The organism is Pediococcus claussenii ATCC BAA-344 (assembly GCF_000237995.1).
Lineage (GTDB): Bacteria > Bacillota > Bacilli > Lactobacillales > Lactobacillaceae > Pediococcus > Pediococcus claussenii.
Window position 1 is genome coordinate 1,000,047 of sequence record NC_016605.1, and the last position, 20,910, is coordinate 1,020,956.

The 20,910-nt window shown below is 35.8% G+C and carries 21 protein-coding genes and 1 other RNA gene; 6 read left to right on the forward strand and 16 right to left on the reverse strand.

The annotated features are described in order from the left end of the window. Positions 1 to 49 precede the first annotated feature (49 nt). Positions 50 to 676 (forward strand): lysophospholipid acyltransferase family protein, encoded by a 627-nt coding sequence (locus tag PECL_RS04780; RefSeq protein ID WP_014215462.1) that lies wholly within the window; start codon positions 50 to 52, stop codon positions 674 to 676. A gap of 73 nt (positions 677 to 749) precedes the next feature. Here the strand turns inward: PECL_RS04780 and PECL_RS04785 are convergent, their stop codons facing one another. Further along, entirely contained in the window at positions 750 to 974 is a 225-nt protein-coding gene (locus PECL_RS04785; protein ID WP_014215463.1) for a YneF family protein, read from the reverse strand. Positions 975 to 1,043: 69 nt separating this feature from the next. Next, the gene (locus tag PECL_RS04790) at positions 1,044 to 1,289 is read right to left on the reverse strand and encodes a DUF896 domain-containing protein (protein ID WP_041534615.1); all 246 of its coding nucleotides are present in this window, start codon (positions 1,287 to 1,289) and stop codon (positions 1,044 to 1,046) included. Positions 1,290 to 1,418: 129 nt separating this feature from the next. On the opposite strand from PECL_RS04790, the gene lexA reads away from it, so the two are divergent. Continuing rightward, a complete protein-coding gene (lexA, locus tag PECL_RS04795) occupies positions 1,419 to 2,048 on the forward strand; it encodes a transcriptional repressor LexA (RefSeq protein ID WP_041534616.1) in 630 nt (209 codons plus the stop codon). Between the two features lie 143 nt (positions 2,049 to 2,191). Here lexA and PECL_RS04800 read toward each other — a convergent pair whose 3' ends face one another. Then, entirely contained in the window at positions 2,192 to 2,434 is a 243-nt protein-coding gene (locus tag PECL_RS04800; RefSeq protein WP_041534617.1) for a hypothetical protein, read from the reverse strand. A 133-nt stretch (positions 2,435 to 2,567) separates the two neighbouring features. Between PECL_RS04800 and PECL_RS04805 the strand changes: the two genes are divergently transcribed. Next, positions 2,568 to 3,176 carry a hypothetical protein gene (locus PECL_RS04805; RefSeq protein WP_041534618.1) on the forward strand — a complete coding sequence of 203 codons (609 nt, stop codon included), beginning with the start codon at positions 2,568 to 2,570 and terminating at the stop codon, positions 3,174 to 3,176. A 66-nt stretch (positions 3,177 to 3,242) separates the two neighbouring features. On the opposite strand, the gene PECL_RS04810 is transcribed toward PECL_RS04805, so the two are convergent. Next, positions 3,243 to 4,397, reverse strand: a complete 1,155-nt coding sequence (locus PECL_RS04810; RefSeq protein WP_014215468.1) for a hydroxymethylglutaryl-CoA synthase — start codon at positions 4,395 to 4,397, stop codon at positions 3,243 to 3,245. 172 nt (positions 4,398 to 4,569) lie between these two features. Between PECL_RS04810 and PECL_RS04815 the strand changes: the two genes are divergently transcribed. After that, positions 4,570 to 6,330, forward strand: coding sequence for an ABC transporter ATP-binding protein (locus PECL_RS04815; protein ID WP_014215469.1), 1,761 nt, complete (start codon positions 4,570 to 4,572; stop codon positions 6,328 to 6,330). A gap of 176 nt (positions 6,331 to 6,506) precedes the next feature. Here PECL_RS04815 and PECL_RS04820 read toward each other — a convergent pair whose 3' ends face one another. The 12 genes from PECL_RS04820 to PECL_RS04870 all read right to left on the reverse strand — a co-directional run bounded on the left by PECL_RS04820 (position 6,507) and on the right by PECL_RS04870 (position 17,920). Continuing rightward, a complete protein-coding gene (locus tag PECL_RS04820) occupies positions 6,507 to 8,966 on the reverse strand; it encodes an ATP-binding protein (RefSeq protein WP_014215470.1) in 2,460 nt (819 codons plus the stop codon). 4 nt (positions 8,967 to 8,970) lie between these two features. Continuing rightward, positions 8,971 to 10,053 carry a carbamoyl phosphate synthase small subunit gene (locus PECL_RS04825; RefSeq protein ID WP_014215471.1) on the reverse strand — a complete coding sequence of 361 codons (1,083 nt, stop codon included), beginning with the start codon at positions 10,051 to 10,053 and terminating at the stop codon, positions 8,971 to 8,973. 22 nt (positions 10,054 to 10,075) lie between these two features. Then, positions 10,076 to 10,609, reverse strand: coding sequence for a bifunctional pyr operon transcriptional regulator/uracil phosphoribosyltransferase PyrR (gene pyrR, locus PECL_RS04830; protein WP_014215472.1), 534 nt, complete (start codon positions 10,607 to 10,609; stop codon positions 10,076 to 10,078). A 147-nt stretch (positions 10,610 to 10,756) separates the two neighbouring features. After that, positions 10,757 to 11,662: an RluA family pseudouridine synthase gene (locus PECL_RS04835; protein WP_014215473.1), complete on the reverse strand. Its 906-nt coding sequence runs from the start codon at positions 11,660 to 11,662 to the stop codon at positions 10,757 to 10,759. 21 nt (positions 11,663 to 11,683) lie between these two features. Next, a complete protein-coding gene (gene lspA / locus PECL_RS04840) occupies positions 11,684 to 12,127 on the reverse strand; it encodes a signal peptidase II (protein WP_065868878.1) in 444 nt (147 codons plus the stop codon). Positions 12,128 to 12,142: 15 nt separating this feature from the next. Beyond that, complete coding sequence (locus PECL_RS04845) at positions 12,143 to 13,804, reverse strand: formate--tetrahydrofolate ligase (protein WP_014215475.1); 1,662 nt, start codon at positions 13,802 to 13,804, stop codon at positions 12,143 to 12,145. A 6-nt stretch (positions 13,805 to 13,810) separates the two neighbouring features. Beyond that, the gene (locus PECL_RS04850; protein ID WP_231952025.1) at positions 13,811 to 14,185 is read right to left on the reverse strand and encodes an EbsA family protein; all 375 of its coding nucleotides are present in this window, start codon (positions 14,183 to 14,185) and stop codon (positions 13,811 to 13,813) included. A gap of 30 nt (positions 14,186 to 14,215) precedes the next feature. Continuing rightward, entirely contained in the window at positions 14,216 to 15,310 is a 1,095-nt protein-coding gene (locus PECL_RS04855) for an NAD(P)/FAD-dependent oxidoreductase (protein WP_014215477.1), read from the reverse strand. A 1-nt stretch (position 15,311) separates the two neighbouring features. After that, the gene (locus tag PECL_RS04860) at positions 15,312 to 16,454 is read right to left on the reverse strand and encodes a THUMP domain-containing class I SAM-dependent RNA methyltransferase (protein WP_041534619.1); all 1,143 of its coding nucleotides are present in this window, start codon (positions 16,452 to 16,454) and stop codon (positions 15,312 to 15,314) included. Positions 16,455 to 16,552: 98 nt separating this feature from the next. Continuing rightward, positions 16,553 to 16,920: RNase P RNA component class B (gene rnpB / locus PECL_RS09865), an RNA gene on the reverse strand. A gap of 16 nt (positions 16,921 to 16,936) precedes the next feature. Next, the gene (gene gpsB / locus PECL_RS04865; RefSeq protein WP_014215479.1) at positions 16,937 to 17,293 is read right to left on the reverse strand and encodes a cell division regulator GpsB; all 357 of its coding nucleotides are present in this window, start codon (positions 17,291 to 17,293) and stop codon (positions 16,937 to 16,939) included. A 75-nt stretch (positions 17,294 to 17,368) separates the two neighbouring features. Further along, positions 17,369 to 17,920, reverse strand: coding sequence for an SLOG family protein (locus PECL_RS04870; RefSeq protein ID WP_014215480.1), 552 nt, complete (start codon positions 17,918 to 17,920; stop codon positions 17,369 to 17,371). Positions 17,921 to 18,032: 112 nt separating this feature from the next. Here PECL_RS04870 and recU point away from each other — a divergent pair, with 112 nt between their 5' ends. Together recU and PECL_RS04880 are read left to right on the forward strand one after the other, a co-directional pair. Continuing rightward, complete coding sequence (recU, locus tag PECL_RS04875; protein WP_014215481.1) at positions 18,033 to 18,626, forward strand: Holliday junction resolvase RecU; 594 nt, start codon at positions 18,033 to 18,035, stop codon at positions 18,624 to 18,626. 35 nt (positions 18,627 to 18,661) lie between these two features. After that, a complete protein-coding gene (locus PECL_RS04880; RefSeq protein WP_014215482.1) occupies positions 18,662 to 20,863 on the forward strand; it encodes a transglycosylase domain-containing protein in 2,202 nt (733 codons plus the stop codon). The last annotated feature ends 47 nt before the right edge of the window (positions 20,864 to 20,910 follow it).

A 20,910-nucleotide genomic window follows, 5' to 3' on the forward strand; every position in this document is an offset into this window, starting at 1 on the left:
TCGTCATACTGACTGAAGTAAATATTACAAAAAAAAGGAAAAAAATCAAATGTTCTATTCAATTATCCGCGGAATCGTTTTCGCCTTAATATATCTAATCAATGGCATACCAAGGTCATACAACAAGGAACAACTTCCCAAGGGAAACTATATTTTAGTCGCACCTCATCGTACTTGGTTTGATCCTGTTTTATATGCAATGGCGGCATCGCCCAAAAAGTTTGCGTTTATGGCCAAACAAGAATTATTTAAAAATAAATTTTTAAGCTGGTTAATAACTAGTTTAAATGCTTTTCCCGTTGATAGGCAACATCCTGGACCATCTGCAATAAAAATACCAGTAAAGTTGCTGAAAAATAGCAATCTTTCAACAATCATATTTCCGTCAGGAACCCGCCATTCTGAAGAACTTAAAAGTGGCGCATTTGTAATCGCTAAACTTGCTGGAGTGCCAATTGTTCCAGCGGTTTACCAAGGGCCACTAACATTTAAAAGCCTATTTTCACGTCGTAAAATAAAAATTGCCTTTGGAAAACCAATTCAAATTGACAAAAAAATGAGAATGAACGAAGAGAATTTAGCAACTCTTGAGTCTCAACTAAATGCTGAATTTATATCACTTGATCGAGAAATTGACCCGGCATTTAAATATGTTGATGTCTCTTCCAAAAAATAATAACTATAAAAAAGAGGCCAAAATTTTTCTGGCCTCTTTTTTATAGTTATTATTTAGCAATCTTACAAACAAATTAGCCCTTCTTGGCTTGATTCTGCATTGAAGTCATCATTTGATGTAATTTCTTTTGTGACGGTTTTTGTCCCATCTGTAACATCATCGTCCGCAACATCTCTTCATTGATTGGAGGATTATTCTTAAGATAAGTCTCCATGTATCGACGAGCAATGAAAAAACCAGCTACTGCACCAATTAATGCAGCAACAACTACTATTGCAATCCAAATTCCAGTTGACACGTTAATTCCTCCTTACACTGTTACATATCTTATATACTACACAAAAAAACAATAAAACGGAAGAAAAAATTAATCACGCAACCCCTTTTTTCGCTGGGCGTCTTTGACTTTTTGGGGAGTAACTTCTTTACCATCTTTATCAAAAATCTGCATCATTTCTACCTGACTACGAAAACTCTCGCGAAATTTCTTTAAATATTTTTGGCGTAAATCTTTACGTTCAATGATTTCAAGATCACTCAAGCCATCTTCTTTGGCTTTTTTTGCTAATTCATTAATTCTTTTAATTAACTTTTGCATTTCTTGATCAGCCATACTCCACACTCCAATCTTTTTTATAATAATACTACCATGAAAGATCAAAAAGCAAAAAATACGAACATAAGTTTGATTAGGAAAGTTGGACATGGTATGATTATGTTAAATAAATTAAGGAGTTACGCAATGACTGTAAAAGTTGGTGACAAGCAATTTGCTGTTTTACAATTTATTCATGAAAAAGTTACTGAAAAAGGGTATCCTCCGACTGTTCGCGAAATTGGTGAAGCAGTCGGTTTATCCTCTACCTCAACAGTCCATGGTCATATTTCACGACTCGAAAAAAAGGGCTTCTTACAAAAAGATCCTACTAAACCCAGAGCTCTTGAGGTTACGGCAGCTGGATTGGAAGAACTTGGAATTGAAACCAACGAAGATACTATTCCAATGCTTGGTGTAGTAACTGCTGGGCAACCAATTTTAGCTGTTGAAGAAGCAACCGATTATTTTCCCGTCCCTGATGAGTACAAGGAGAGCCAAAAAGACCTCTTCATGTTAACCATTCGTGGGGAGAGTATGATTAACGCTGGAATTCTTTCTGGTGATCAAGTTATTGTTCGCCGACAACAAAGCGCTGATAATGGAGATATTGTGATTGCAATGACTGAGGATGATGAGGCTACCTGCAAGCGATTCTTCAAAGAAATTGATCATATTCGACTACAACCCGAAAATGACACTATGCAACCAATTATTCTTTCAAATGTGACTATCCTGGGTAAGGTTGTTGGTTTGTTTCGGAATCAGATTTTTTAACTATTATTTATTCGAGACAATAAAGTAAGCGAGATATAAGTTGAAAAGTGATGAGTTTAAAAAGCGAAATCACTTGCCTTATTTCTCGTATTTTTATTATTTGGGCATAGAAAAAATTATTCTTTAGTGTTGCCTGACCCCTTTTAATATCTTTTATTTTGAACTTTTTTCATTTTGCGAATTTTTATCGCTTCACAATGAACTATTTTTAATTCAAGAAGATATTTTTTCCTTTTCAATTTGATTCGGTCAACCTCAGAATAGTGCAGAACTTCAATAATTACTGTATCTCCTAATTGATTCAAAACCCTACCTATAATTGGGTTTAACATTGATTCAACATATCGACATTTAACCAAAGTGCCCTTTTCAAAAGTCATCCCCATCTGTTTCACCTCATTTTATAGTTACTATATTATAAAATAAGTAAATATATATGCTTATTATTAGATTTTATTGTGAATTTGCCGATTATAATGTTGAACATGTATAATGGTGAAAAATGATAAGGAGAAACGTATGCTTTATTTGGCAATAATTTTAGGTATCGCTTTTATACTATTGTTGTTTCGGGTTGCAATGGTTATCACAAACCGAGAAAATCCCCTTTTGACCATTCTATTGACTTTATTGGTCGGGGCCGGGTTATTATATTCATCTCTCCAAGTTCCAAAAGCTCTAAAACAGGGAGACCATCAATCAGCGCAAGTAGATAGCACTAGTGCGGATAGTCTTACAAACAAGCTTCCGTTAAATCAATTAACCGATAATAGTTCCAGCCAAAGTGAAGCTAAGCAAGAATTATCAGAAAATTCAATCCTTAACTCCGTTAGAGAAAGTTATAAGTCCATTGGTAAAGTAAGTTTTGACGGTTCTACTAAAACTTATTCCTTGTTACCAACCGCTTCTAGTTTCGTGAAGCCACTTCGTCAAATTATTGCCAATCCTAATCAGGCCAATGAAGCAAACTTTGATCAGATGGTTACAAACTTTAAAACAACATCCAAATCAATCGAAAACGACCTTGGCAAGGGATACACCCTACAACTGTTAAATCCTGATAAAGCAAATCAAAAACTTTTGGCCGTTAAGGATCAAAATGTAACATATAACTTTTTCAGTAAATAGCGAATTAATAAAAAGTGGTACTAAAGCATCCATCTCTTTGCTTTAGTACCATTTTTTTTATAATCATCAATGTTCCCCGTAAATTCTTTGATGATTTTTTTGCCCTTTTAAAATAAATTTTGCTGGATCTTCTCTATAATCAGTTTCAAAATCATCACTATCCAACATTGCGCTCAGGTAGATTCTTTCGTATTCTTTAACAGTCACTTGCTTACGCTGATCTAACCACTTCAAACTTTCAATTAAAGATTGCTTGTCATAATTGTTAATCTTACCACTAAAGAATTCTCCCTCGGCCCCTGAGCCATAGCTAAACAAACCAATTATGTCATTTTGCTTAAGTTCTCGATTAATCAGAAGTGAAATCAAACTCAAGTATAAAGAACCGGTATATAAATTCCCCACAATCTGTGATAGTTGTTTGGATTCATCAAAGGCCTCAAATAACCGATTTTGTTCTTCAACTGTTTCATCTTCAATTCCCGCTCGTAGTGCCTTATATCCCATTTTGGTGAACGGAAGATGAAATACCAATGCCTCAAAATCGGATGATTCTAACTTTGTCATATCTTTATACGCATTATAAGTTTTTAGAAAAAACTGAATAAACTCATCCGAAGAGTATTTGCCATCCACCAAAGCTTCCGAAAATCCGAGTGGTCTCCAAAAATCCATAATATCCTTCGTGTAATGTGAATATTCTTTTGAGATAGTCATAATGCGTGGATTTGCACTCATTATCATTGCAACTGCTCCTCCACCTTGGGTTACTTCGCCTGAACTATGAAGCCCATATCTTGCGATGTCAGAGCCAACTAATAAAACCCTACTGTCTGGCTTCATCATTATATGGCCCATTGCTAATCTGATACCCGCTGTTAAGCCAAAGCAAGCTTGTTTTAACTCGACTCCACTTGCAGATTGATTAATGCCTAATAAATGCTGTAAATACACTGATCCTGATTTTGAATTATCAACTCCAGATTCCGTGCCAAAAAGTATTAAATCAATTTTTTGGCGATCTGCGTCATCAATAATTTTAGAAGCTGCATTTGCTGCGAGTGTCACAGAATCTTGAGAATTACGGATTACGGCCGCCTTTTTTTGCCCAATTCCAATTAAATATTTATTTGGATCCTCATTTCTTGCAGTGGCTAACTCTGCCATATCTAAAAATAAATCACTTGTAAAAAAACCTATCTTATCAATACCTATGTTCATAAATTTTTCTCCGTTCTATTGTCTTGATATATTAATTATAATTGAATATTCAAAATTTGTAATTCTTCTTTACTTTTTCATAAAATATAGTAAAAAACATAAAGATTGACTTTAGAATCTATTGTGTCTATTATTCTAGGGTTAATATACAAAGAATAAATGGAGGAATATCATGAAAAAAGAAGTCACCTTATTAAGCATGTTTAGGTATGTTTTTCAAACCGTTCTACAAAAGAAACGGCTTCTTTTCCTAAATATTGCTGCGCTCATAATTATTACAGCACTTCAATTTGTAATGCCACAATTTACTCAATACATCATTGATAAAATTATTCCTGATAAAAGTATGACTAAATTATTTTATTCCGTTGCATTGATGATTCTTGCAGCTGTGTTACTTGGTGTTTTCAATTATTTTTCCACCTATTATATGAGTATTATGAGTCAAAATTCAATTTTGACACTTCGTGAGAACCTGTTTAGACATATTTTAAGCCTTGATTCCGCTTATTTTGAATCAAGCAAAACTGGTGATTTAATGGTTCGGCTAACCAGTGATATTAATAACTTGCAGAGCCTTATATCGGCAAACATGCTCTCAATTATTGGTAATTTCTTTACATTCGTTGGCGTGTTAGTATTTATTATCATCGTTAATTGGCAAATGGCTCTTGCGGTTAGTATCACTTTCCCATTAATGTTTTTTATTTACCGTATATTTAGGACCCGTATTCGAACAGCATTTAGGAATGCACGTGTCTCTCAAGCGGACATGTCAAATCAGATGCAAAATACGTTAACCCAAATCCAACTTATAAAAAGCTTCACGAATGAAAAAGCCGAAAGCAAAAAATTCGATCAATTTGCGGATCAAAACCGTCAATACATGATTGAGGCATCAAGAAACCAAGCAATTTTTTCGCCTTCAATTGATTTTGTGAACTATCTAGGTACAGCGATTATACTTTTGCTTGGTTCATATTTTGTAATCAAAGGTCAACTTCTTGTTGGTCAAATGGTCGCCTATATTAGCTATGTTGCTATGTTACAAAGCCCAATTCGTTCTTTTACGCAACTATTAAATCAAATTCAACAATCTTTAATTTCATATGGTAGGATCATCGATGTTATTGGCGTTCAGCCCAAAATCATCGATTCACCCGATGCAGAAAATTTTCCGCAAATTAAGCAAGGCATTAAGTTAGATGACATTTCTTTTTCATATTCAACCGATAATGTTAACTTCAATGATGGAAGTAACGCTTTAAATAACGTTACTTTTAATATTCCTTATGGAAAAACAACAGCATTGGTTGGTCATTCTGGTGCTGGTAAGACAACAATCACCAAGCTCCTAACTAGATTCTATGAAGTTACGTCTGGAAACATATTTTTCGATAATATCCCGATCAAAGACATTAAAATTAAGTCATTGAGGGACAACATTGCAATTGTATCTCAGGACGTTGATATTATTGATGGAACAATTCGAGAGAATATCATGTATGGAGAAAGTGATATTTCAGACAAAAATATTCACGAAGCTGCCCAAATGGCAAATATTGATGATTATATTGTTAAATTACCAGATGGACTAGATACGCAGGTTGGTGAACGTGGAATTAAACTATCAGGCGGTCAAAAGCAAAGAATTTCAATTGCCAGAGCCTTGCTAAAAGATGCACAAGTAATAATTTTAGATGAAGCCACTGCCGCCCTAGATAATGAATCTGAAAAGGCTATTCAGCATGCTTTAAATAACCTTTTAACTAACCGAACATCACTTGTTATTGCTCATCGACTTTCGACAATTCATAATGCCGATAACATTATCGTGATGGATCAAGGTAGGGTCGTAGAATCTGGCACTCACGAAAACCTTCTTAAACAAAACAGTTACTATAAAAAATTATATGACGCTCAATTTGAATAGTTTTAAAAAAGAGTTCGAAATAAAATTCCGAACTCTTTTTAATTTATTTCAAATCCGCTGGGTTTAAAAATGTAAGCAATAAAAATCCTTATTCCTAGATACTGAATTTAGATTAAAATATTCCAACTTGTTACTATAAAAAAATCAAGTTGTGCAAATTTTACCAAGCTTAATTCTTATAAACGTTTAATTTCTGCACCAATTGCGAGTGAGAAAGGAGGTTTTTGCGGTTCAATCAATCCAAATTGTTTGTAAGGATAAACATGTTTATAAGTGTAATTATGTTTTCGAGTTATCTTTTGGATATTGTCCAATTTAGTGAACTGTCCCAATGTAACATCAACTAGAAGTGAAGTCATATTTGTACCCGTTGCAAAACTTATAAACGGTAAGTCTTGAACCGAAAGTGGCGCAATACTTGTTAGGGTTAAATGTCCACGATCATTTTTAAAAATAACTGTAAAAATTCCGTTTTCTTCCATTCTAGAGGTTTCACGTTCCGCTAAACGTTTGGCTTTATTTGAAACTTCTTGAGACAAAGCAGATAAATCAGTACTTAGATATTCCTCATTTGTTCTAATTTTCCCCAAAACGCTGATCTTCTCATTAGATTTAAGAGTAACAAACATAAAATCAGAATCGACATTTTCAGAGCGAGTAGTTCTACTTAAAGGTAATTGTTTAATTACAATTCCATTATCTACAAGTTTATTAACAATTTCCCACTTTCCTTGCGCTAAAATAGCGTCAGGCTTTTCAATATTAAAAATATTCAAACAATTTTCAACTGTAAGTGGTTCCAGATATACTTTATCCGCAAATCCCGGGGCCAATGAAATTGCGCTCGGATTATTATTAATTAAAATAATCTTGTACCCTAATCTTTTGGCTTCTAAAATCGTCTGAATTGTAGTATATTCGGCCGCCCCGTTTGCACCAACCTGATTATTAGCCGTACCCAAAAGTATAAGTTTACGATCATCACTTGTAAATGATTCATCCTCATCTTCAAATGTGGAATAGAAAACAGTAGAATCAAAGTCAAACTCTCCGGCAGTTGGTTCAATTGACTTAAATGTCGGTTTCAATTTACTGTACTCTAGTCTAAAGTGCCGCACTCGGTCGTACTCGGTCTTCCATAGATGAGCAATTTGCGTATCACCAAACCCATAATATTTAGCATTTTCCAACGAATCAATGCTAAATAGGTTCTCACGTAAATCTCTTTCAATTTGGATAATGTGATACAGTTTGTAAAAATAAAAGGCGTCAATTTTTGTCATTTCAGCAAGTTCATCGATTGTATATCCCCTTCTAAGTGCTTCTAAGAGATAAAAAAGTTCTCCTGCCCTTGGATGAACCAATACATTAATCAACTGAGCCTCACTTAACTGTGACTCATCTAGTGATGCCTGCTCAGCAATTGTACTAGAATCGACCGATCGAATAGCCTTTTCAAGGACTTCTTCCATACTTCTACCATATGCCATTACTGCCCCAGTTGATTTCATTTGTGTATTCAAGTTTTGATCGGCATTTTTAAAACTTGCAAAAGACCATGTTGGAAAACGAACAGCTAGGTGATCTAGTGTCGGCTCAATTAAAGCTAAAGCGTCCTCATTCAATCCAGGTAATTCAATATCACGCAAATTTTTACCCATAATTACGTGGGCTACCACTGGTGCAATTGGATAACCCGTTGCCCTTGCAGCGAAGGATGTTGTACGATCAAAGAATGGGTTAATTCGAGTAATAAAATGACGACCTGAAATCGGTTCTAACGCAAATTGAACGTGACAAACACCCTTAACTCGAAAAACTTCTGCAACCTTTAAAGCAGACTCACGCAAAGTTTGTCGTTCGGTATCTGTTAAGGTTTGGATGGGACTAAAGGTTATAGAATCACCAGCGTGCACCCCAACCGGATTGAAGTTTTCGGCACCATTAATTGCCAACTTTGTTCCTTCTGAGTCCCTCAGCACCGTCATTTCGATTTCTTTATATCCTACAATACTTTTTTCTACAGCAACTTGATTTGTTGATGAAACTTTAAAACTACTCTCTAAGTTTTCGATTAATTGAAATTCATTTTCACACTGTTGCCGATTTGTTTTGGATAATGAGGCAATTGGTTTAATAATTATTGGATAACCAACCTTTTTCGCAAATTTAATTGCATCCTCGGGCGTTTCAACAACAGTAGTTGGAATTGTTGGTTCTTTGATATGTCTAAGAACTCGATTCATAAGTTCAGGATTCTGTAAGTTGTGAATCGTGGTTAATGTAACACCTAGCATCTTTAAATCCAAATCAGAAATAATATCTGCCTCATTCAATTGTTCAACTAATTGAAGGGCCCGACTATTTCCTAAGATTGGTAAAATCGTGTCAATTTTCCGATCACGAATCACTGTAATTAGATGATTCACGTTTAACTCACTAACAATAAAATGAACCTTTAAACCCAAACTAGAAATCACCGAATTGGCGTCATCGGTCACAAAAAAAAGATTCAAATCTAATTTTGCCAATTCTCTGATGATTTGTATTGAAGCTGCATCAGTTTCAGTATCTTTACCAATTTCTGTGGTTCCTGAGCCGATTATTAAAATATTTTTTATGCGTTTTCTTACCATAATCTTACCTTCCGCGAGTTGCCATCATTTCCATAAATTCGTCAAATAATTCTGTCGCTTCTCTTGGCCCAGGCGAGCTATCCGGAAAGAACTGGACACTAAATGCAGGATAATAACGATGTCGTAACCCTTGAACGGAGTGATCAACCATGTCGTAATGCGTAACTAGTAGGTCATCTCGATTGATTGAATCTGGATCAACCATAAAACCTTGTCCCTGAGAGGCATACATAACATCATCTGTGATAATTGATAAAATAGGATGATTATCACCATGATGTTCAGCGTTTGACTTAATAACATCACAACCGTTTGCAAGGGCGAACGCTTCGTGTCCCAATCCGATTGAAAATAATGGGATATTTTTTCTCTGAACAGCTAAAATCATGTCGATCACTTCCGATGGTAAATCTTTTGGAGAACCGGGACCTGTGGAAATAATAACTCCATCGGGATCTAAGCTAAAAATCTGATCAGCTGTTGCAGAATAAGGCAAAACTGTTACATTACAGTCTCTTTGACTCAATTGTCGTAAAATACCGTATTTTAAGCCTAAATCAATAACGATCACATTTTTTCCTTCACCCGGATTAGGAAATGGTTTGGGAGTAGAAACTTGTCCTACCTGTTGGTTTGTTAACACAATTGCTTTTAACTGATCAAATGCGTGTTCTAAATCATTAACAGGGTCTACAATACTGCCACGAATTGTTCCTGTCTTTCTGAGCTTCCTAATTAAAGCGCGTGTATCAATACCAGAAATTCCCGGTATGTTTTGTTGTTTCAAGTATTCATGAAGTGACAAACGACGACGACGATTAATCGAAACATCAGCAATGTCTCGGACAATTACACTCTTACACGTTGGATCCACTGATTCATAACCTGCTCGCTCGATTCCCGTACCACCAATGGATGGTCGAGAAAAAACAATAATTTGATTGTGATATATTTGGTTCGTAATTATTTGTTGGTATCCGGTCATGCTTGTATTAAAAACCACATCTCCAAAAGTTGTAGCTTTGGATCCAAAACCAGTTCCCTTAAATACAGATCCGTCCTCAAGAATTAAATAACGTTCAGCCACATACTTTTCCCCCAATCAGTAATTACTTTTTTCCGAGACTCACTAAATCTTCATCATCAATTTCATTTACAAAGACATTAATTTTTTCGTTCTGTGCCGTTGGAATATTTTTTCCTACAAAGTCAGCACGAATTGGAAGTTCACGATGCCCACGATCTACTAGTACTGCTAAAGCAATCTGAGAAGGCCTTGCAACATCCATCACTGCATCCATAGCAGCTCTAATTGTCCTACCTGTGAAAAGAACATCGTCAACCAAAATAACCTTTTTTCCTTCTAGATCAAGCTCAATTAAATTTTGGTCAACAGTTCGTTCATGAGCTTTTATGTCATGAATATCATCGCGATATGCCGCAATATCAAGTTCTCCAACTGGTATATCAATTCCTTCCAATTGTTTTAACCTATCAGCAATTCGCCTTGCCAAATAAACACCACGAGTCTTAATTCCGATTAAAACAATCTCATCTACACCTTTGTTTCTTTCAATAATTTCATATGTGATCCGTGTTAACGCTCGTTTCATTGCCATTGCATCCATAATCTCTTTTTCCATTCGCAAACGCTCCTTTTTAATAAAAAAATCCGAAACAAAACACTGTTTTGCTCCAGACTCCCTGCTTCAAGTTAAATAATCAGACTACGAGTAAAAAATGCTTAACCACCAAAACAATTAAACTATTACAACCTAAATTATCCTTGTCTATTCCTTATTGTCAAGTCGTTTTAACTGATCTTGAAATATTTTTGGTGGTTCTATTTCAAATACAAGCTCTTCACCAGTTCTAGGATGCTTGAAGCCTAATAATGCCGCATGAAGAAACTGACCATGACCTTTTAATGTCTTTTTCGGACCATATAAAGGATCTCCAGCAACCGGATGACCAATATACTTTAAATGAACTCTGATTTGGTGGGTCCGTCCAGTTTCTAAAATACACTCAATTAGCGTATATTCTCCAAACCTTTTCAGCACTTTAAAATGCGTAACCGCATGTCTACCATCTGCAATTACATCCATTTTTTTTCGATCTTTTTTTGAACGACCGATAGGAGCATCGATCTTTCCAGAATCCTCAGTAATATTTCCGTGTACAATAGCTAAATACCGACGTTTCGTCGTCTTATCCTTTAATTGTTTGCTTAAGCTGATCAACGCATCATCGTTTTTTGCGACCATTAAAAGCCCTGATGTATCTTTATCGATTCGATGGACAATTCCCGGGCGGAATTCTCCGTTAATTGTTGCTAAAGGTGTGTGGGCTAATAACCCGTTTACTAAAGTTCCATTTTTATGCCCGGGGGCAGGGTGAACCACCATTCCCTGAGGTTTATTAATAACGATCACGTCGTCATCTTCGTAAATAATATCAAGATTCATTTTTTCCGGAATAACCTCAGTAGGTTCCGGATCTGGGATTAATATTTGAACATAATCCCCAACAGACAATTTGTAACGATTTACGGTTGATTCACCATTTACTAAGACGTTACCATGTTTAATTAAATTTTGTATTCTTGAACGTGTTAATTCCGAAAAATTTTTCGTGATCGTTTTATCAATACGGTTTACGTCATTTTCATTCGCTGTAAAATCAAATGTTTGCACAGATTCACTTCCTCAAACTATTTATTCACTATCATCACGTATAATTGCAATAAACAAAACAATTACACCAAAAGTTAGACACATATCAGCTATATTAAAAATTGGAAAATTAATAAAATCTAGTTGAAACATATCAACTACATAATGTAATCTTAACCGATCAATGAAGTTTCCAATTGTACCTGCTATCATTAACCAAATTCCAACATTAAATGACCAACTATCTCGTTTAAGAAATAAAATGTAGCCAAGAGCTCCCAATGCAACCAAGGTTATAATCAAAAATAAGCTCTGATTTCCCTCTAAGATACTCCAAGCTGCCCCGTCGTTCCTTAAATTGGTTATTGAAATTAATCCTGGAATAATTTCTCGCACATGCCCTAGCGGCAAGTTACTACTGATGTAATTCTTAAAAGTCTGATCAATCAACACCAATGCAACTGCCACCAGTCCATTAATCCACATAAATTTCTTCATAGTTTAAAATACTCCGGAAATTTTGCCATTAGCATCAACATCAATATTAAGAGCCGCTGGTTTTTTAGGTAATCCAGGCATTGTTAGAACATTTCCAGTCATAACAACAATAAATCCAGCCCCTAATTTAACATTTAGATCACTAACATGAATAGTAAAATCATGGGGAGCACCTAAGAGTTTTGGATCGTCTGAAAAGGAATACTGGGTTTTGGCTACACAAATTGGTAAATGTTCCCAATCATTATTCTTGAATTGCTTGATTTTGTTTAGAGCTTTCCTAGAAAATTCAACATTTTTGCCACCATAAATGTTTTTAACAATTATTTCAATTTTATTTTGTAACGAATCATTGTTGTCATAAAGCCGCTTAAAATGACTTTCCTTGGCCGCATTTTCAATCACTTTTTCGGCCAACTCTTGAGCTCCCTGCCCACCATCTTTCCAGACAGTCGCTTCAACTGCATCGACATTCTCTTCTTTTGTTAATTTCATTAGCATCTCAACTTCTTCATCAGTATCCGATGTAAATCGATTAATTGCAACAACAAGTGGAACTCCAAATTGTTTCATATTGTTAATATGTCGTTGTAGATTGACAAATCCCTTTTCCAAGGCCAACAGATTTTCGGTTTCTAGATCTTTCAGCAAAACACCACCATTATATTTAAGAGCGCGAACTGTCGCTACAATAACAATTGTATCTGGGGTCTTTCTAAGTACTGGCGTTTTAATATCTAAAAATTTTTCTGCACCCAAATCAGCTCCAAAACCGGCTTCTGTTACAACATAATCTGCATGCTCCAATGCTGTTTTAGTTGCAATTACACTATTACAGCCATGGGCAATATTAGCAAAGGGTCCTCCGTGAATTAAGGCAGGTGTATGTTCAAGCGTCTGGACTAAATTAGGCTTTATTGCATCTTTTAAAAGTGCTGTGATTGCTCCACCAACGTCTAAATCTTTTACAAAAATTGGTTTACGATCATATGTTTGACCAATTACAATTGAGTTAATTCGTTTCTTTAAATCACTTATATTCTCAGCTAAACATAAGATTGCCATTAATTCACTAGCAACGGTTATATCAAATCCATCTTCTCGGGGAACGCCACTCGTTCTACCGCCCAAACCAATAACGACTCTCCGTAATTCACGATCATTTATATCCAATGTTCGTTTCCATGTAATTGTCCGGGGATCAATATTTAGTTCATTTCCCTGTTGGATATGATTATCTATTAGCGCTGCTAAGGTATTATTAGCACTGGTCAAGGCGTGCATATCACCGGTAAAATGTAGATTAATATCTTCCATTGGAACAACTTGCGAGTAACCGCCACCAGTCGCGCCACCCTTCATCCCCATTACAGGACCCAATGAGGGCTCGCGTAAGGCAATCATTGCTGAACCAGTTTTTGACTGCAAAGCGTCTCCCAGTCCAACCGAAATCGTAGATTTACCCTCTCCAGCTGGCGTGGGATTAATTGAGGTCACTAAAATTAACTTTCCATCTTCTTTTAGTTTAGATTTGGAATTATAAATATTAATTTTGGCTTTATAATTGCCATATGGTTCAATTTGGTCAGTTGTAAAGCCAGCTTTCTCGGCAATTTTTGTAATTGGTTTTAAAGTTGCATTTTCAGATATTTCAATATCCTTCATTACAAATCACTCTCCCCTGAGTATATTATAAAGACGATCACGTGATTTTCGCGATAAAAAATAATTAAATTCCTTATTCTTGTAGCTAAATTTCAAACCAAAAATCGTCTTGGTAACGCCATTTATTTCTCTTAAACTAATTACATTCCTCCCGCGGCTAAGTGTACGGTTCATTATTAATTCATTATCAAAAATTTCAATTGTTCTACTTAAAACTTGAATAATTATTACAATAACAAATACTACTAAAAATCCCGCAGTTATCCAATTAAAATGTGTCACTTCAAGCCAAAAAATAATCCCAATAATTGGAATTAATAATGTCCAGCTCCAACTAATTACACTACTAAAAAAACTTGGTTGATAATAAAATCGTTCCACTTTATTCAATATTATTTTCCTCCGTAAATCTTAATCATCTAAAGATATATAGTCACTAACAGAATGTGTATAATAACTTAAATTGACGGATTTATGTTCGATAATTTCTGATAATAATTTCCCTATTAACGGTCCTGTGGTAAGCCCAGACGATCCAAGACCAGAAGCAACCAAGAGATTGGAACCATCAGTTAATGAACCAAAAAATGGCAAAAAATCATTTGTATATGCTCTCGTGCCAACTCGGTAGTTTACAATATCCGCATTGGTTAAACTTGTAATGATTCTTTGCCCACTCGCTAATAGGTCTGACTTAACTTGGTCGCTAACTTTTAAATCGAAGCCACCGTCGTTTTCATGAGTTGCTCCAATGATCAATCCTCCATTATTCTGAGGTATAAAATCTCTCTCCCCTTCAGGCATTAAGACAGGCAAATGTTGATCCAGTTTAGGATTCATTTTAACCTCAATCAGTTGTCCCTTCTGCGGACGAACCTTAACTTTATATCCAAGTTCTTTTAAAATATCTGGTAGCCACGCGCCAACTGCTAGTACTATACAATCAAATCTTTGATTATTAACCATGACTGCACGATTTGAACTTAGAGTTAGCTTAACAGGTTCTTTGATAAAATCGTTAAACGTACTTTTTTTATTTAAAAATTCTACAAATTTTGCTCCATCAATTTTTGCACCACCAGAAACATATAAACCTTGATCCATAATTTTAAAACCAGGAAACAGATTTTGAATAGATTGACTGGATAATTTATTAAGTTCCCCCATTAAGGGAGCTTCCTTTCTTCTTTCAATCCCAAGCTGGTTTAAATTCTGTAGGTCTGAATCATTTTTTCGAAGATAAATAACTCCGCTCTGATCATAAACATCGGTTGTCATCCCAGTCTCAGTCGCAAGTTCATTGATTACTGAAGCACCATCTCTAGCAAGATGATACCAAACCTTGCTCCTTCTTTTTGATAACCACGGTGCGATGATTCCGGCAGATGCTTTTGTAGCCTGTCCAATACCATAATCAAACATTGTAATGGTATGTTTCTTTTCTTTTGACAGATAGAAACCTACTGTTGCCCCGACAATTCCGTCTCCAATAACTGCAATCTTCAACCTAATTACGCTTCCTTCTCTGTGCCCAGAATTGAAAATAATCCGTTCTTAAAGCTCCATTGTATAATTTTCTTTTTTTAGTTGCACGTTCACCATAAAACTTTTCAAATTCTAAATCACTTGTTAAGAAATATTTACTCCAAAAAGGTAGATTTTTGGTTACTTCACCTAATTGTTCATACAACTTACGGACCTGATCACGATCACTCAACCGTTCTCCATATGGAGGATTACCAATCATTACACCTCGTTCATCCTGCGTGGTGAAGTCCTTTACAGCTTGTTGTTTAAATGTAATCAGGTCACCCAGTCCAGCTTCTTGAGCGTTATTTTGGGCGATCTCAATCATATTTTGGTCAATATCAAATCCCTGCAGCTTTAAATCAATATCGTAGTTGGCTTGCATATCAGCCTCATCACGAACTTCTCGAGAAGTACTTTCTGGCACCCAATCCCAATTCTCACACTGAAATGCTCTGTTAAATCCGGGTGCAATATTCTGCCCAATCAAAGCTGCTTCAATTAAAATTGTTCCTGAACCACACACTGGATCTACTAATAACATATCAGGATGCCATGAAGTCAGTAATACTAAAGCTGCTGCCATTGTTTCTTTTAGTGGTGCAGCCCCCTTATCAATCCTATAACCACGTTTGAAAAGGCTATCGCCAGTAGTGTCCAATGTAAGCATAGCGTGATCTTTATCAATCGCAACTTCAACAGCAAATATAGGTCCAGTCTCTGGTAAAGCTTGCCGCCAATGATATTTTTGCTGAATTTGGTCAACAATCGCCTTTTTTGTGATTGATTGGATATCTGGTACACTGTGCAATTGTGACTTTTTAGACTTTCCGGAAACATTAATGGTTGCTTCTAAGGGCATAATTTGATCCCATTCTACTGATTTTATTTCTTCAAATAAGTCGTCAAAAGTTTGTGCCTCAAATTCCTTGAGAACAATTTTAATTCTGTCACCCGTACGGAGCCAAAGGTTAGTTTTTATAATATCTCGTACATTTCCTTGAAACCTCACTCTTCCGTTTTCAGTTGCAACATCGTATCCCAAGTCAACTAATTCTTTTTTTGTAAGACTTTCAAGACCGCTCGCCATGGTAGCAATTAAGTTAAATTTATCCTTGTTCATTTTATACCTCAATGTGAATTTTTTTGATAAGTTTTTTTATATTAAAAAGGGCTGTGACAAAACAATGTTTTGTCACAGCCCCATCCTGAATTGCAAATTTCTGTAAGCCATGTTTTGTCCAAAATAAATTTCAGGAAATTTAAATTTGGGTAATCATCTATCTCCAGACAATGTCTGCCCCCACATTCAGTTCATTTCCGCATGTGAAGCTCCCCTACCATAGTTTGGGTTGCCCGCTCGAGGGGTTTACCGCGTTCCATTTGATTAATTTCTTAATCAACTCGTTTCTGTGGCACTTTTCAGAATTACTTAAACTTAGTCGAAACCTTAGTTTGTTCATTCGCCGTTACCAATTAAGGTACCCCAGCTTATTTTTTCGCCAGGCACGAACACTACAAGCATCTCAGCTTGTGCGAGCATGGACTTTCCTCAGTCAGCATAGAGCTGACCGCAATTACCCGAAATTTGCAATGTTATTTAATTTAGATACGATGCATATCGTTAGTGTCGTCTTCCAGTTGAGAGCCAAAAACACGGCGTTCCAAGTTAGAGAGACGTTTTAAAACATCAACGTTTGTTGCACCACTGACTGGTGCAGCAGCTTCTTCGTTAGCAGCTGACACTGGTGTACTTACAGAAGCTTGCTTACCTAATTCATCAATTTTATCTTGTAAACGTTCGTTTTCATCTTGTAAGTTCTGAACTTCTTGTTGATACGTTTCATAATCCTTAATAACTGAATCCAAGAATGTGTCAACGTCCGTTGGATCATATCCACGCATTTTCGCTTTAAAATCTTTTTGTAAAATATCTTTGGGAGTAAAATTAATATTATCCATGTCGTGCACCTCGTAAGTGATTTTTGATAAATACCTCATTCCTGATTGTATCAAAAGTGAGACTAAATTAAAACATTACTTGTCTAATTCTTGGTATTCATTTGCAAATTCTTCTAGATCATAGAAATCTAATAAATCAATCGGATAATCATGTTGCTCCGCAAATTTTAGCGCTGCATCGAAATCATACTGTGATTTTCCAGGTCTCTCTTCATCATAAACCATCAATAATCTATCTGTATGTCCTAACATAAAACTTTGATAATTTCTTAATTGTTCCGGAGATTGATACGGTTTATTACTTACAAAATCTGAAAAATCAGCTTGTATTTTTGCTTCTTGCAATTTACCTTGGTTACTCTCATTCCATTGAGAACCAAATTCTGTAAACGGAAACATCATGGCAACTTTAAGCTCGGGATACTCTTCCTTTAAACTTTTTACTGTAGCAACAGTCCACTGTTCAACTCCCATTTGTGGCCCTGTTAATATCCATTCCGCGCCCTCATTAATTATATTTAATAACTTTTGTTTTAAAGCAAACTTAATAACCTGCAGTTTTGGATCCTTATCATCAAATACACCTAATTCATAACTCCTATAACCTGTAACCCAAACTCTACTCATAACATCAAATTATCTCTTTCATTAAAATGCAAACTAAAAAAACAAATTTATTATTTTATTAAAAAAACATCGTTCCATTATATAGTATAATATAGGAACTTGGGGGTATAGTATGAATATTAATTATCCAAACGGCCAACATCATTCCCCAGAAGCTATAGATCCAAGCTTAAATAATTCAATTGAATTTGGCAAGCGTGGTATGAGTTTAGAGGAAGAACTTAATAGTAGCAATCAGTATTATCTGTCACGTGGCTTGGGCGTTATACATAAAAAGCCAACTCCTATTCAAATAGTTAAAGTTGAATATCCCAAAAGAAGCGCTGCTAGAATAACTGAAGCATATTTTAGACAGGCATCCACAACGGATTACAACGGTGTTTACAAGGGGCATTATTTAGACTTTGACGCTAAAGAAACGACTAATTTAACATCTTTTCCATTAAAGAATTTTCATACCCATCAAATCACTCACATGAAACAGTGTATTGATGCTGGCGGAATTTGCTTTACTATCATAAAATTTGTAAAATTAGATAGGATATTTCTGTTGCAAGCTATTAACCTGTTTGATTACTGGGATAAGAAGGATAATGGTGGCAGACAGTCAATTCCGCTTTCATATTTTGAGGAACAAGGAATTGAAATTAAGTATAAGCTTGCTCCACTTATTCCATATTTATCAGCTGTAGATATGATTATGTAGCAACAATCTTATTCATTAACATTGAGGAGACATTCATGGACAATCAAAATCCAAATCAAGGTGGCCGTGTTATGCGTAGAACACAGCATACACAGCTTAAAAATAACAAAAAGCATTTTAGTTGGTGGAAAAAAGCACTACTTGGTATTATCGGCTTTTTTGTACTAATTTTTGTCTTAGGGGCGGGACTCTTCATGTACTATGCGAAGGATTCACCAAAGATCACAAGAACTCAATTAGCAAGTGATAATGCAACCGTTGTTTACGATGCAAACGGTAAGGAATTAACACGGCTAGGAGCTCAAAATCGAGACTACGTTAACCGCAAAGATATTCCAAGAACTTTAAAACGTGCAATTGTTTCTATTGAAGACCGTCGTTTTTACAAAAATGACGGTGTCGACCCGATTCGTATCGCAGGCGCCGCTGTCGCTAATGTAACGGGATCCTCCCTCGGATTACAGGGTGCAAGTACACTTACACAACAATTAGTTAAACTTTCTGTTTTCTCAACCGATGCTTCAGATCGAACAATCCGAGTTAAGGCTCAAGAAGCTTGGTTAGCACTCAAAGTTGATAAAGAATATAGTAAGGATCAGATTTTAGAGTTTTATATAAATAAAGTTTACATGGGCAACGGGGTCTACGGTATGCAAACCGCAGCAGAATATTACTTCGGTAAAAAGCTAGATAAATTAAATTTATCTGAATTAGCTCTTTTAGCCGGCATGCCACAATCACCAACCGTTTATGATCCTACACGTAACCCGCAGTACGCTACTGCTCGACGTAACACTGTTCTTCAGGCCATGGTTGAAAACAAAGAAATCTCAAGCACTGATGCAGCAAAAGCTAAAAAAGTTAGTGTAAAATCTGGCCTATCAAGCACTCATGGAACTCTTGATACTTCTAAGACCAAAGATAAAATTATTGACCCCTACCTGAAACAAGTCCTTGCTGAGTTGCAGAAAAAAGGCTTTGATCCTAACAAAGGTGGTCTAAAAGTTTACACCAATATGGATTACGGTGCCCAAAAAGAAATGTATAATCTTGCAAATGATGGCACCACCATTCAGTTCCCTGATGACAAGTTCCAAGTTGGGGCTACTATGGTAAATAACGACAACGGAAAAATTGTTGCAATGTTGGGTGGAAGAAAAACAGGTGATGTTACGTGCGGCTTAAATCGCGCTGTCCAAACTGATCGAAGTTCTGGTTCAACTGCTAAGCCACTAATGGACTACGGGCCTGCGTTCCAATACCTAAACTGGCCAACTTATCGTAAGGTTAAAGATATTCCATTTACTTATCCAGGAACGGAAAGTCCAACCAAGCCAAATGGAATCAAGCTTTATGATTTTGATAAAAAGTACGAAGGTACTATGACTGTTAGAAATGCCTTAATTCAGTCTCGAAATATTCCAGCAATTAGAACCCTTCAAGATGTTGGAATGTCAAGAGCAACCGAGTTCTTAAAGAACTTAGGAATCAGTCAGAAAAAAGAATACGACTTAGTTAATGGTATTGGCTTATATATTTCTACTTTACAAGAAGCCGCAGCGTATGCAGCATTTGCAAACGGTGGTTCATATCATTCTCCATACTATATTAGTAAGATTGAAACTCAAAGTGGTAAAACATACAAATTTGGTACGACTACTGATAAAGCAATGAGTGCAGGAACAGCATTTATGATGACATCTATTCTTAAGGGTGTTACAACTGATCCAATGGGTTCTGGTACCGCTGCTGATATTCCTGGTTTGAATGTTGCTTCAAAAACTGGTACCGTTTCATACCCTGATAGTATTGCTAATCAATATCCAAGTGATGCAGCAAGTGATTCTTGGATGACAGGTTACACTAAGAACTACTCCCTATCAGTTTGGACAGGTTATGATCATGCAAATACTCCAACAGGTTTCTTGACACAACAACAAACAACCATCGCTCAACTTGTTTGGAAATACATGATTTCATATATGGCTCAGTCTTCTCCAAACACAGATTGGACTCAACCATCGTCTGTTGTTTCTAAAGGTAATAACGAATATGCTTTCGCTGGAAAATCATATTCAAATACTGGAGCAAGTGATCTAGATAGTAAGAATAACAGTGGATCCGCAAGTTCAAGTGCCTCAAGTAATAATGGTACTAATTCAACTGGTACGACTACTGGTAATACAACAACAAATGGTAACAATTCTGTTGCTACCTCACCTTTTACTACAAGATAGGCAACCAAAAAACGATGAATTTGAAATTAATTTCAAATTCATCGTTT